At 54.5% G+C, this 13,350-nt stretch carries 10 protein-coding genes; 6 read left to right on the top strand and 4 right to left on the bottom strand.

Annotated elements, in window-relative coordinates; translation table 11 throughout:
• Positions 1 to 6: 6 nt before the first annotated feature.
• Positions 7 to 792: an aliphatic sulfonate ABC transporter permease SsuC gene (ssuC, locus tag AC6I8R_RS06955; RefSeq protein WP_021182626.1), complete on the top strand. Its 786-nt coding sequence runs from the start codon at positions 7 to 9 to the stop codon at positions 790 to 792.
• Positions 789 to 1,580, top strand: coding sequence for an aliphatic sulfonates ABC transporter ATP-binding protein (gene ssuB, locus AC6I8R_RS06950; protein ID WP_208725134.1), 792 nt, complete (start codon positions 789 to 791; stop codon positions 1,578 to 1,580). The genes ssuC and ssuB overlap by 4 nt, the downstream gene beginning before the upstream one ends.
• A gap of 41 nt (positions 1,581 to 1,621) precedes the next feature.
• Here ssuB and pepN read toward each other — a convergent pair whose 3' ends face one another.
• A complete protein-coding gene (gene pepN, locus AC6I8R_RS06945; RefSeq protein WP_415175267.1) occupies positions 1,622 to 4,237 on the bottom strand; it encodes an aminopeptidase N in 2,616 nt (871 codons plus the stop codon).
• A gap of 231 nt (positions 4,238 to 4,468) precedes the next feature.
• On the opposite strand from pepN, the gene pncB reads away from it, so the two are divergent.
• The 4 genes from pncB (at position 4,469) to AC6I8R_RS06925 (ending at position 10,038) form a co-directional block, all read left to right on the top strand.
• Entirely contained in the window at positions 4,469 to 5,689 is a 1,221-nt protein-coding gene (gene pncB, locus AC6I8R_RS06940; RefSeq protein WP_021182623.1) for a nicotinate phosphoribosyltransferase, read from the top strand.
• 159 nt (positions 5,690 to 5,848) lie between these two features.
• Positions 5,849 to 7,249 carry an asparagine--tRNA ligase gene (gene asnS / locus AC6I8R_RS06935; protein ID WP_021182622.1) on the top strand — a complete coding sequence of 467 codons (1,401 nt, stop codon included), beginning with the start codon at positions 5,849 to 5,851 and terminating at the stop codon, positions 7,247 to 7,249.
• Positions 7,250 to 7,549: 300 nt separating this feature from the next.
• Positions 7,550 to 8,647 carry a porin OmpF gene (gene ompF, locus AC6I8R_RS06930; protein WP_415174082.1) on the top strand — a complete coding sequence of 366 codons (1,098 nt, stop codon included), beginning with the start codon at positions 7,550 to 7,552 and terminating at the stop codon, positions 8,645 to 8,647.
• Positions 8,648 to 8,847: 200 nt separating this feature from the next.
• Positions 8,848 to 10,038, top strand: coding sequence for an amino acid aminotransferase (locus tag AC6I8R_RS06925; RefSeq protein ID WP_021182620.1), 1,191 nt, complete (start codon positions 8,848 to 8,850; stop codon positions 10,036 to 10,038).
• Positions 10,039 to 10,123: 85 nt separating this feature from the next.
• On the opposite strand, the gene AC6I8R_RS06920 is transcribed toward AC6I8R_RS06925, so the two are convergent.
• From AC6I8R_RS06920 to ldtD, 3 genes are all read right to left on the bottom strand, one after another.
• Positions 10,124 to 10,753: an MBL fold metallo-hydrolase gene (locus AC6I8R_RS06920; RefSeq protein ID WP_021182619.1), complete on the bottom strand. Its 630-nt coding sequence runs from the start codon at positions 10,751 to 10,753 to the stop codon at positions 10,124 to 10,126.
• Between the two features lie 37 nt (positions 10,754 to 10,790).
• On the bottom strand, positions 10,791 to 11,342 hold the full coding sequence (gene mepK, locus AC6I8R_RS06915; RefSeq protein WP_021182618.1) for a peptidoglycan L,D-endopeptidase MepK: 552 nt from the start codon (positions 11,340 to 11,342) through the stop codon (positions 10,791 to 10,793).
• Positions 11,343 to 11,531: 189 nt separating this feature from the next.
• Entirely contained in the window at positions 11,532 to 13,340 is a 1,809-nt protein-coding gene (gene ldtD, locus AC6I8R_RS06910; RefSeq protein WP_415174081.1) for a L,D-transpeptidase, read from the bottom strand.
• Positions 13,341 to 13,350: the final 10 nt, after the last annotated feature.

Below are 13,350 nucleotides of genomic sequence, written 5' to 3'. Positions count from 1 at the left end.
GCTATCATGACAAAGAAACACCTGAGTAATGCCTTGCTGCCCTGGGCGCTGCCGGTCCTGTTAGTCGCGGTATGGCAACTGGCTTCCCAAACCGGGCTGTTATCGACGCGCATTCTGCCGTCGCCGGAGAATATCCTGATCACCTTCTGGAATCTCTCGGCCAGCGGCGAATTGTGGCAGCACCTCGCCATCAGCGGCTGGCGCGCCGCGATTGGTTTCAGTATCGGCGGCTCGATCGGGCTGATACTGGGCCTGATTACCGGCACCTCACGTCTGGGTGAGCGCCTGCTCGATACCTCGGTGCAGATGCTGCGCAATGTGCCGCATCTGGCGCTGATTCCGCTGGTGATCCTGTGGTTCGGCATTGATGAGGCGGCGAAAATTTTCCTCGTCGCGCTCGGCACGCTGTTTCCGATCTATCTCAACACCTACCACGGCATCCGCAATATTGATCGGGGGTTGGTGGAGATGGCGCGCAGTTATGGCCTTTCCGGCTGGAGCCTGTTTATTCAGGTGATTCTGCCCGGTGCCCTCCCCTCTATTATGGTGGGGGTACGTTTTGCCCTGGGCCTGATGTGGCTGACATTGATCGTTGCCGAAACCATTTCTGCCAACTCGGGCATTGGTTATCTGGCGATGAACGCGCGTGAATTTCTGCAAACCGACGTGGTGGTGGTCGCCATCATTCTGTATGCCCTGCTCGGCAAACTGGCCGATGTCGCGGCCCAACTGCTGGAGCGCGTCTGGCTACGCTGGCATCCGGCTTATCAACTGAAGGAGGCTAACGCATGAGCACTGCAACCCTCACTCCGGCGCGGCTTAACAGCGGAACACCGGTGGGCGTTAACGGCGTAGTCAAACGCTATGGTGACCGCACCATCCTGAACCATATTGATCTGCATATTCCGGCCGGACAATTCGTCGCGGTGGTGGGCCGCAGCGGATGCGGCAAAAGCACCCTGCTGCGCCTGTTGGCCGGACTGGAATCCACCACGCAAGGCGAATTACTGGCCGGCAATGCCCCGCTGGCGTCGGCGCGCGATGATACGCGTTTGATGTTTCAGGATGCGCGTCTGCTGCCGTGGAAAAAGGTGATTGATAACGTCGGGCTTGGGCTAAAAGGTCGAGCCTGGCGGGACAATGCGCTGGAAGCGCTGGCAGCCGTGGGCCTGGCGGAGCGTGCCAACGAATGGCCCGCCGCGCTGTCCGGCGGGCAGAAACAGCGTGTCGCACTGGCGCGTGCGTTGATCCACCGTCCCGGTCTGCTGCTGCTGGATGAACCGCTCGGTGCGCTGGACGCCTTAACGCGTATTGAGATGCAGGGATTAATTGAATCGCTGTGGCAACAGCATAACTTTACCGTGTTGCTGGTGACGCACGACGTCAGCGAAGCGGTGGCGATGGCGGATCGGGTATTGCTGATTGAAGAAGGACAAATCGGGTTGGATTTAACGGTTGATCTGCCGCGTCCACGCCGTCGCGGCTCTGCCCGACTGGCTGAACTGGAAGCGGAAGTGCTGGATCGGGTGATGAAGCGTAGCTCCAGCGAACAGCCACTACGCTTTGCACAACAGCGATAATCGCCCCGTAGCGGCGCAATTTATTGCGCCGCTACGGTTAATTACGCATTCAACGCTTTGGTGATCTTCTCATACAGGTCGCCAGACAGCTTATCCAGTCCTTTCAACGTCTCCAGCGCCTGACGCATCAACGCCTGACGCCCGGCATCGTAACGCTTCAGACGAATCAGCGGCTCGATCATGCGCGCAGCAACCTGCGGGTTCCGCGTGTTGAGATCGGTCAGCATCTCCACCAGGAATTGATAACCGCTGCCATCTTTGGCATGGAAGGCCGACGGATTAGCCGAGGCAAAAGCACCAATCAACGAACGAATGCGGTTGGGGTTACCCATGGTGAAAGAGCGATGATGCAGCAGTTCACGCACCTTGCTCAGCACGTCAGACGCCGGACTGGTGGCCTGTAGCACAAACCATTTGTCCATCACCAGACCATCCTGATGCCAACGCTCGTCATAGGCCGCCATTAAGCTATCACGACACGGCAGTTGTGCAGCGACCGCCGCCGACATTGCCGCCAGCGCATCAGTCATGTTGGTGGCGTGCTGATATTGCGCCTGTACCAGCTTGTCAGCCTGTTCGACGTCAGCAAAGGCCAGGTAGCTCAGGCAGACGTTCTTCAGCGCGCGTTTACCAATTTCCGCATGCTCAACCTGGTACTCATGGCTCTGATTGGCACGATAAACCGCCAGGAACTCATCACTCAGTTCTTTCGCCAGGGTGCGCACCAGCGCCTCACGCACTTCAGCGATGGCCTGCGGGTCAATCACCTCAAACAACTCAGCGATTTCATTCTCCGAAGGCAGCGACAGAATCAGCGCCATCAGCGCCGGATCGCCCTGCTCATCCAGCAACACCGCACGGAAGGCATCAGCCACATGCAGCGGCAGCGACAGCGGTTGCCCCTGTTGATGACGCGCGACATTCAGGCGGATATAGGTTGCCAGCAGGCTTTGCGCTGCATCCCAGCGGGAAAAGTCGTTACGGGCATGACGCATCAGGAACGTCAGTTGTGCATCGCTCCATTTATAGTCGAGCTTCACCGGCGCAGAGAATTCGCGCAGCAATGAGGGCACTGGCTGGAAATAAACCTTATCGAATACGAAACTCTGGAACTCTTCGGTGACGTTCAGCACATGGTGCACCGGATGACCATTATGTTGCAGCGGGATCACCTTGCCTTCACCGTCATACAGTTCAATATCCAGCGGGATATGTAACGGCAGCTTCTCTTTCTGCTCGGCGGTCGGTGGCGTGTGCTGAGTAACGTGCAGCGTATATTGCTCCAGCTCCGGGTTGTAATCATCGCGCACCGTCAGCACCGGCGTACCGGACTGGCTATACCAGCGACGGAACTGTGACAGGTCAACATTAGACGCATCTTCCATCGCCTGCACGAAATCGTCGCAGGTCGCCGCGCTACCATCATGGCGCTCAAAATAGAGCTGCATCCCTTTCTGGAAATTCTCTTCGCCCAGCAGGGTGTGCATCATGCGAATCACTTCTGAACCCTTTTCATACACCGTCAGGGTGTAGAAGTTGTTCATCTCAATGACCTGATCCGGGCGAATCGGGTGTGCCATCGGGCTGGCATCTTCAGCGAACTGCGCGCCGCGCATCACGCGCACATTATCGATGCGATTTACCGCGCGGGAACCGAGATCTGAGCTGAACTCCTGATCGCGGAACACTGTCAGCCCCTCTTTCAGGCTGAGCTGGAACCAGTCACGGCAGGTGACGCGGTTGCCGGTCCAGTTGTGGAAATATTCGTGACCAATCACCGCTTCAATACCGAGGTAATCTTTGTCGGTGGCGGTTTCCGCTTTCGCCAGCACGTATTTAGAGTTAAAGACGTTCAGCCCTTTATTCTCCATCGCGCCCATATTGAAGAAATCCACCGCGACGATCATAAAGATATCGAGGTCATATTCGAGGTCAAAACGCTCCTCATCCCACTTCATGCTGTTTTTCAGCGAGGTCATTGCCCAGTCGGCACGGTCAAGGTTGCCGCGATCGACAAAGATCTCCAGCGCCACATCACGGCCTGAGCGGGTGGTAAAGCTGTCGCGCAGCACATCAAAATCACCAGCGACCAGCGCAAACAGATAACAGGGTTTCGGGAACGGGTCCTGCCATTTTACCCAGTGGCGACCATCTTCATGACGACCACTCTCCAGCTTGTTGCCATTGGAGAGCAGATACGGATAGCGCGCGGCATCGGCGATAATGGTGGTGGTAAAACGCGCCAGCACATCCGGGCGGTCCAGATACCAGGTGATATGACGGAAACCTTCGGCTTCACATTGCGTGCACAGCGCCTCACCTGACTTATACAAACCTTCCAGCGCGGTGTTTTGGTCCGGGTGGATATCATTGATGATGGTCAGGGTGAAGGTGTCTGGCACCTGGCTCAACACCAGCGCGCCCTCTTCTTCGCGATAATGCGTCCACGGAGTGCCGTCCACCGCCAGTGATACCAGGGTCAAATCTTCCCCATCCAGACGCAGCTCAGCCTGGCTGTTGCCTAAACGCTTCACCTGGCTGACCGCGGTGACGCGCGTGGTGGCCGCATCAAGGTCAAACGTCAAATCGATATCAGTGATGGTGAAATCGGGTGCACGGTAGTCGTGACGATATTTTATTTGCGGCTGTTGCGTCATAAATCCTTCTCGCATCGTTAAAAGGTATACCCGTCAAAGTCTAAGCGGGTTGGGCCTCACTTGCCACGCACAATGCGTGCCTTAGCAGAAAATGCTACAATTTATTAACAATGGCACAAATGACCATCGACCTGCCCCCTGCAAATATGGTGTGATCGCGGTCTATTACTGTTTTATACTCCTGCGTCTTTATGACTTTGTTGAACACCGGGCTATGCTCCGCGGAAGAGGATGCTGAAACGCACCATGACAGGACACGCTTCCCCGATTTTGACCACGCTGCTTGATACCGATGCCTACAAGCTTCATATGCAGCAGGCCGTATATCATCGTTACTACGATGTCCCGGTCACGGCGGAATTTCGCTGCCGCGGCACCGAGTTACTCGGCGTCTACACGGATGAACTCCGCACCCATATTGATGCGATGCACTCTCTCGCCCTGAGTGAAGAGGAATATCGTTATCTTTCTGCCCTGCCCTTTTTTGACGCTGACTATCTCAGCTGGCTGCGCGGTTTCCGCTTCGATCCCAGCCAGGTCGTGGTACGCAACGATCACGGCAAACTCGCCATCCAGATCAGCGGTCCGTGGCGTGAAGTGATTCTGTGGGAAGTGCCGTTGCTGGCGCTGATCAGCGAACTGGTGCACCGTCACCGCACCCCGCAGATCGGTGTCGCGCAGGCAGTCGATCACCTGCAACAAAAGTTGACGGACTTTCGCCGGCAGGTCAGCGACCTGGATATGTCCCGCTTCCATTTGATGGACTTCGGTACGCGTCGCCGCTATTCCCAGCCAGTGCAGGAAGCCATCGTCAGCACCCTGAAGCAGGATTTCCCGTGGCTGGTGGGTACCAGCAACTATGATCTGGCGCGTCGTCTGCAACTTAACCCGGTCGGCACCCAGGCGCATGAGTGGTTCCAGGCACATCAGCAGATCAGCCCGGTGTTGGCCAATAGCCAGCGTGCTGCGCTGCAATCCTGGCTGGATGAGTACGACGAGCAACTCGGCATCGCACTGACCGATTGCATCACTATGGATGCCTTCCTACGCGATTTCGGTCCCGGCTTTGCCAACCGCTATCAGGGATTGCGCCATGATTCCGGCGATCCGGTGGAATGGGGGGAGAAAGCCATCGCTCACTATCAGCGCCTGGATATCGATCCGAAAAGCAAAACCCTGGTGTTCTCCGACAATCTTGATCTGGACAAAGCGCTGGCGCTGTATCGTCACTTTGGTCAGCGCGCCAATGTGGTGTTTGGTATCGGCACGCGCCTGACCTGCGATATTCCAGGCGTAACCCCCCTGAATATCGTGATCAAACTGGTGAGCTGCAACGGCAAGCCGGTGGCTAAACTTTCCGACAGCCCCGGCAAAACCATCTGCCAGGATAAAGCCTTCGTTCGCGCTCTGCGTAAAGCCTTCGACCTGCCGCTGGTGAAAAGAGCTAGCTAACCACCCGACAGCAGGGTACCTGTACCCTGCTGTGCTGCAACAAATCTCCCCGTATCCCGGCAATTTTGCTTGTTTCCTGATGGCTCGTAAGTAACATAGCAAAACCCCGGTATGGGGAATGTATAAATTGACTTCATCCTAATATATAGAGAGATATTTATGAGCGTAGTGCCTGTAGCGGATGTACTGCACGGCCGTGTCGCGGTTGACAGTGAAGTCACCGTACGTGGTTGGGTGCGTACCCGAAGAGATTCCAAAGCCGGTCTTTCCTTTATCGCCGTTTATGACGGTTCCTGCTTTAATCCCGTTCAGGCTGTCGTCAATAATTCTCTGAATAATTATCAGGACGAAGTGCTGCGTCTGACCACGGGCTGCTCGGTGATTGTGACCGGCAAAGTGGTGGAATCGCCGGGTGAAGGTCAGGCGTTTGAACTGCAAGCCACTCAGGTTGAAGTAGTGGGCTGGGTGGACGATCCGGACACCTATCCGATGGCTGCCAAACGCCACAGCATCGAATACCTGCGTGAAGTGGCGCACCTGCGCCCGCGCACTAACCTGATTGGCGCGGTGGCACGTACTCGTCACACCCTGGCGCAGGCGTTGCATCGCTTCTTCCATGAAAACGGTTATTTCTGGGTTTCCACGCCGCTGATCACCGCTTCGGATACCGAAGGTGCCGGTGAGATGTTCCGCGTCTCTACGCTGGATATGGAAAACCTGCCGCGTGACCCGCAGGGCAAAGTCGATTACGACAAAGACTTCTTTGGTAAAGAAGCCTTCCTGACGGTGTCCGGCCAGTTGAACGGCGAAACTTATGCCTGTGCGCTGTCCAAAATCTACACCTTCGGCCCAACCTTCCGTGCTGAAAACTCCAACACCAGTCGCCATCTGGCTGAGTTCTGGATGCTGGAGCCGGAAGTGGCGTTCGCGACACTGGATGATGCCGCGGCCCTGGCGGAAGCCATGCTTAAGTATGTGTTTAAGGCGGTGCTGGAAGAGCGCGCTGATGACCTGGCGTTCTTTGCAGAGCGCGTAGACAAAGATGCGATTTCTCGCCTGGAACGTTTTGTTAATGCAGATTTCGCTCAGGTGGACTACACCGATGCGATCGAGATTTTGCTGAAAAGCGGCCAGAGCTTCGAAAATCCAGTCTCCTGGGGTGTCGATCTGTCGTCAGAACACGAGCGCTACCTTGCTGAGAAACACTTCAAAGCCCCGGTGGTGGTGAAAAACTATCCGAAGGATATCAAAGCGTTCTACATGCGTATGAATGACGATGGTAAAACCGTGGCTGCGATGGATGTCCTGGCGCCTGGCATCGGTGAAATCATCGGTGGTTCACAGCGTGAAGAACGTCTGGATGTCCTGGATGCACGCCTGGCTGAGATGGGTCTGAACAAAGAAGATTACTGGTGGTACCGTGACTTACGTCGTTACGGCACCGTGCCACACTCTGGCTTCGGCTTAGGTTTCGAACGATTAATCGCGTATGTCACTGGTGTACAAAATGTAAGGGATGTTATCCCCTTCCCACGTACGCCGCGCAACGCCAATTTCTAAAATTCGCGATTAATTATAAGTAATTCATATATATAACGAGGTCGGCTATGCCGGCCTTTTTTTATTTTTGTAAATTTAGAGTTCTCTCACAAAGTTCCCGAATATTTACATTTTGTAATACAATTTTTCTTTTTGATACCTAATTGCGAGATTAGTAGCATTTTCGGGGTAGAATTACCAACCCCGGGATGGAAAGATGCGTGCAGACACAGGAGACACCAAACTTCTTTCAAGGTTCCCGTAAAGGTTTCTTGACGGCAGTGGCAGGTGTCCAAATAACTCCAATGAGGGTAATAAAAAATGATGAAGCGCAACATTCTTGCAGTGGTTATCCCTGCTCTGTTAGCTGCTGGTGCAGCCAACGCAGCAGAAATCTACAACAAAGATGGCAACAAATTAGACCTGTACGGTAAAGTTGATGGTCTGCATTACTTCTCTGACGACTCTGGCAACGATGGCGACCAGTCTTACGTGCGCTTCGGCTTCAAAGGTGAAACTCAGATCACCGACCAGCTGACCGGTTACGGCCAGTGGGAATACAACATCCAGGCTAACAACTCTGAAGGCGGCTCTGACGCACAGTCTGGCAACAAAACCCGTCTGGGCTTTGCTGGTCTGAAATTCGCTGACGCAGGTTCTTTCGACTACGGTCGTAACTATGGCGTGGTTTACGACGCAATCGGCTGGACCGACATGCTGCCGGAATACGGCGGTGACTCAGGTTACTCTGACAACTTCCTGGCTGGCCGTTCTACCGGTCTGGCTACCTACCGTAACAGCAACTTCTTCGGTCTGGTTGATGGCCTGAACTTCGCTGTTCAGTACCAGGGCAAAAACGACCGTACCGACGATCCGCGTCGTGCGAACGGCGACGGCTGGGGTACTTCAATCTCCTATACCTCTCCGATCGGTGTTGGCATCGTAGGTGCTTATGGTTCAAGCGACCGCACCAATGCGCAGAACCAGATGGACTACGGCAGCGGCGACAAAGCTCAGCAGTGGGCAACTGCTCTGAAATATGACGCGAACAACGTATACCTGGCAGCAATGTACAGCGAAACCCGTAACGCAACCTACATTGCTAACAGCAACGTAAACAGCGTTGACAACGGTGCAACCGGTTTTGCTAACAAAACTCAGGTTATGGAATTCGTTGCTCAGTACCAGTTCGACTTCGGCCTGCGTCCGTCTGTAGCCTACGTTCAGTCTAAAGGCAAAGACATCGAAGGTATCGGCGATGCTGACCTGTACAAATACGCTGAAGTGGGCGCAACCTACTACTTCAACAAAAACATGTCTACCTACGTCGACTACAAAATCAACCTGCTGGATGACAACAACCCGCTGGGTCTGAACACCGACGATATCGTAGCTGTAGGTCTGGTTTACCAGTTCTAATCTGCCGATTAGTAACGCGTAATACCTTTAAAACGGAGCCTGACGGCTCCGTTTTGCTTTTCAGTGATCCACTTCGCAATAAGCGGCATTAATCGCAGCCGTGGCATTATTTCTTTTTCGTCGCAACGGTTGGCAACGGTGCCGACTGACGCTAACCTGATAGCTCATTTCGCTAAAGTTCACGCAACTGGACCTGACTCATGTTTGAATCGATCTCTGCCGCACCCGCCGATCCTATTCTTGGTTTGGCCGACCTGTTTCGCGCCGACGACCGCCCGAATAAAATCAACCTTGGCATTGGTGTTTATAAAGATGAAACCGGAAAAACGCCGGTGCTCACCAGTGTGAAAAAAGCTGAACAATACTTGCTGGAAAATGAGACCACCAAGAATTACCTCAGCATTGATGGCCTGGCTGATTTTGCTCGTTGCACGCAGGAACTGCTGTTTGGTAAAGAGAGCGCGCTGATTGCCGCTGGGCGTGCCTGCACCGCTCAAACGCCGGGTGGTACCGGCGCACTACGCGTTGCTGCCGATTTCCTCGCCAATCAGACCAGCGTAAAACGTGTCTGGGTGAGCAATCCAAGCTGGCCGAACCACAAAAACGTCTTCAACGCTGCGGGTCTCGAGGTCTGCGATTATCAGTATTACGATGCCGCCAACCATACGTTGGATTTTGACGGCATGGTTGCGTCACTGCGTGAAGCGAAAGCCGGTGATGTGGTGCTGTTCCACGGTTGCTGTCACAACCCAACCGGTATCGATCCAACAACCGAGCAATGGCAGCAACTGGCCGCCCTGTCTCAGGCAAATGGCTGGCTGCCGCTGTTTGATTTCGCCTATCAGGGCTTTGCCCGTGGTCTGGATGAAGATGCAGAAGGCCTGCGCATTTTTGCCGCCTCGCATCAGGAGTTGATTGTTGCCAGCTCATACTCAAAAAACTTCGGCCTGTATAACGAACGTGTGGGTGCCCTGACGGTGGTTGCCGCCAATAGCGATGTGGCAAAAACTGCGTTCAGCCAGGTGAAGTACAGCATTCGCGCTAACTACTCTAACCCACCGGCCCACGGTGCGGCGGTGGTGGCGACCATTCTGGGTAATGATGCGCTGCGTACCATTTGGGAGCAGGAACTGACCGATATGCGCCAGCGTATTCAGCGTATGCGTCAACTGTTCGTTAACACGCTGGCCTCAAGCGGCGCAGAGCAGGATTTCAGCTTTATCATCAAGCAGAACGGCATGTTCTCGTTCAGCGGCCTGACCAAAGATCAGGTGGTGCGTCTGCGTGAAGAGTTTGGGGTTTACGCGGTGAATTCGGGACGTGTTAACGTCGCGGGAATGACGCCAGACAATATGTCGGCGCTGTGCGAAGCGATTGTGGCAGTGCTGTAAGGAGTAACCCGTAGCGGCGCGATTTATCGCGCATTGCGAAAAAGACGCGTGATAAATCACGCCGCTACGGTTTATGCATGCAGTTTTATTGCAGAAATGGATTACTGATACGTTCGCGGCCCAGCGTGGAAATCGGGCCATGCCCTGGTACAAAAGTCACATCATCGCCCAGCGGCAGCAGTTTGGTTTTGATAGCCGCGATTAAATCGCTGTGGCTGCCCTGCGGAAAATCGGTTCGACCGACACCACCGTTAAAAATCACATCACCTGAGATCAACAGACGACCGGCGCGGTCAAAGAACACGATATGGCCTGGAGTATGTCCCGGACAATGCAGCACTTCCAGTGTCACTTCACCGACCTGCACCGTTTCCCCCTCTTCCAGCCAGCGGTCTGGCGTTAACGGTGCACATTCCGGCAGACCAAACATGCGACTCTGAGTCGGCAATGCCTCCAGCCAGAAAGCATCCAGTAACTGTGGTCCGACAATCGGCGCCTGAAAATGTGCTGCCAGTTCAGCCGCAGCACCCACATGGTCGAGATGCCCATGCGTCAGCAGAATCTGCGTCGGCGTGATACCACGCTCTGAAAGTACAGCGATAATGGTTGCAGCATCGCCGCCCGGATCCACCAGCGCAGCCTGCTGAGTATCGTCACCCCAGATGACAGAACAATTCTGAGAAAATGCGGTGACCGGAATGATGAGGTAGTTCATAGCGCTCCATGACCGACGCACGCAGCGCTGTCGGTTTTTACGACCAGTGCCTTACAGGACCGGTGTCAATGTGAACAAAGTTGCTGCGCGGGTAATATCCTACACCACCTGCACGCAGAGATAACGCCGCTTTGCGAACATTGCTCAGGGAAATGCCTTCGATGTGGAAGTCCATCGCCTGACCTTTGGTGTGGTAACTGTGTTTCGCCACGCCAGGACCGGACTCACGCAACATATTGTTGGTGGCAATGGTGCGATAGCCTGAAACCAGTTGAATCGGTTTACGTGTTCCCAGCGCGGCCTGGAGGCGATAAATCTGATCAAACAAATGTGGATCGATGGTTTTGATCTGATTGGCGCGATAATCACGGAAGAAGTGATTTAAACGAGCTAACTCATCCTTGTCATAACTCTTGCCGTTAAAAAACTCTGTTTTGAGGGTTTCACCGGTGTGAAGGTTATTAAGCGTCAAAATACGCGGCCGGGAGGTGGACATTGAAGCCAGTGCAGAGCCAGGGAGAAGTGCCAGACCTGCCGTTGCGCCTCCGATCAGGAGCAATTTGCGACGTTGAGAATCAAAATTAGCCATGAAACGGGGTTACCTGAGATTAAAGCGATAAAAAAATGTGTAAAAAGCACACAAGGCGGAACATTAACGTTAGCCTCAAACTCAGTCAACCCAGAATAAGGGAAAGAAAATGCAGAACCGGCGCAAAATCGCAATTTTGCTGCCGGCTGTATGAAAGTTAACCAGAAAGGAGATGAATTAAATCAATCACTAGAGTAGCAATTGACCAGCTTTGGTCAGCACCTGACTCCCCGAACGGGCCGGATTATCATAATTGTAAATATCTGTACGATATTGCGGTTGACCATCTTCCGCCACCCAGGCCGTCAGATAATAGAGGTTTACCGGGATACGATGACGAATCGGGATGTAGCGCGTGCTACCCTCTTTCAGGGTGTCAGAGATACGGCTGTCATTCCACCCTGCATCCTGAAGCAACAAATCCGCCAGTTCAGACGCCTTATTCACCCGGACACAGCCAGAGCTGAGCGCACGAATATCACGCTGAAACAGGTTGTGGTTCGGCGTATCGTGCAGATAAATCGCATCCGAGCTGGGCATATTGAATTTATAACGCCCCAGCGAATTCATTGCGCCAGGAGCCTGACGGATACGGTAAGGGAAGCTGGCGGCTGAAACCATATTCCAGTCGAGCGTGGAGGGATCGATGACTTGCGCATCAGCGCTCCAGCCTGACAACAGGGTATAACCGTGTTTATACAGATAACCCGGGTCCTGTTTGACCTTCGGCACAATGTCCTGGCGCACCAGCGAAGTCGGCACATTCCACGGCGGATTGAGCACCACATTATTCAATGCGCTGCGCATCAGCGGCGTTTTGCGATCGGGACGTCCGACAATCACGCGTGACGACAGGATGGTGGCACCATTGTTGTAGTAGGTCAGTGAGTAGTTGGGGATATTGACCATGATACCGTTATGCATATCATCCGGCAGCAAACGCAAACGCTGAATATTGAGTGCCAGCAAGGCGGCGCGCATTTGCGGCGAGACATTCAACCATTCGCGGGTGCGCGGACCAATCGCGCCATCGTCGGCCAGGCCTTGCCAATGCTGGAAGCGTTTTACGCCGTCCACCAGCGCAGCATCATAAACATTGTTGGCCGATTGCACGGGATTCGCTGCGACATTGCCCGGCGCTTGTGGTGCCGGAGCAGAGAGATCATTCACGTTGGCTGCCGAGGGGCTGACCGCAACGGGCTGCGCACTCTGACTGACCGGCACCGGTGCCACAGGCACAGCATCGTCTGCGGGCGTCGGTGTTGCACTATGCCCGGTCAACATGCCGGTACGTTGTAAAATCTCACGCAGGGCAGGCACATCATTACTGATTTGGCCGGGGCGCAGCGTACCGCTATCACGTAATTGCGGCCACGGGCGGTTGTCGGTCAACAGGGTTTTCAGCGCTGCGTGCATGGGAGCGTATTGCGGATGTTGCGGCTCAAGCGAGATGACAAAGGCACGGCTTCCACCACCATTTACCGCATTTTGCCACTGATTAATCGCCGCAATGGTGGGCATCGCCATCTTGTACGGCACGTTGCTGTACAACCAGGTTTCGCCCTGCGTCGGCACGCCGGAGACAAATTGCAGATAGCCCAACATGGCATCACTCAGCACGATATCGCGTGCCAGCCCTTTTATCGCTGGGTTGGTCAGTAGCCCTACCCAGCGCGTAAACTGCGGCTGTACCCCGGATAATGCCACTTCCGCCAGTTGCTGCTGAAACGCCTGTACCGCCGTGCGGTCCTGCCACAACGGCGCCATATTACGGGCGGCATAAATGCCTGCCAGCCCGGGAAGATAGAACGGTTGTTCGCTGGGGCTGAAAACCTGCTGAATCTGACGCTGGCTATCCGCGACCGACAGAGTATGGTGCGTCGTACCCGGTAGCGCTGCGATAATTGCCGCATGGCTGGCCGCCAGTGGCGACAATACCAGTGACAAACTGAGTGCTATGACAGCACGATTAAATCTGCTCTTATTATTCAGCAACATCCCTGGCCCC

Source organism: Pantoea sp. X-Soil-OKNW-713 (assembly GCF_059730685.1).
This window is presented reverse-complemented; position numbering and strand designations above follow the sequence as displayed.

Excerpts from the sequence above, each read along its gene's own strand:
- asnS (WP_021182622.1), top strand. The coding sequence starts at position 5,849 with ATGAGCGTAGTGCCTGTAGCGGATGTACTGCACGGCCGTGTCGCGGTT.
- pepN (WP_415175267.1), bottom strand. The coding sequence starts at position 4,237 with ATGACGCAACAGCCGCAAATAAAATATCGTCACGACTACCGTGCACCC.
- ssuC (WP_021182626.1), top strand. The coding sequence starts at position 7 with ATGACAAAGAAACACCTGAGTAATGCCTTGCTGCCCTGGGCGCTGCCG.
- AC6I8R_RS06920 (WP_021182619.1), bottom strand. The coding sequence starts at position 10,753 with ATGAACTACCTCATCATTCCGGTCACCGCATTTTCTCAGAATTGTTCT.
- ompF (WP_415174082.1), top strand. The coding sequence starts at position 7,550 with ATGATGAAGCGCAACATTCTTGCAGTGGTTATCCCTGCTCTGTTAGCT.
- pncB (WP_021182623.1), top strand. The coding sequence starts at position 4,469 with ATGCTGAAACGCACCATGACAGGACACGCTTCCCCGATTTTGACCACG.
- mepK (WP_021182618.1), bottom strand. The coding sequence starts at position 11,342 with ATGGCTAATTTTGATTCTCAACGTCGCAAATTGCTCCTGATCGGAGGC.
- AC6I8R_RS06925 (WP_021182620.1), top strand. The coding sequence starts at position 8,848 with ATGTTTGAATCGATCTCTGCCGCACCCGCCGATCCTATTCTTGGTTTG.
- ldtD (WP_415174081.1), bottom strand. The coding sequence starts at position 13,340 with ATGTTGCTGAATAATAAGAGCAGATTTAATCGTGCTGTCATAGCACTC.
- ssuB (WP_208725134.1), top strand. The coding sequence starts at position 789 with ATGAGCACTGCAACCCTCACTCCGGCGCGGCTTAACAGCGGAACACCG.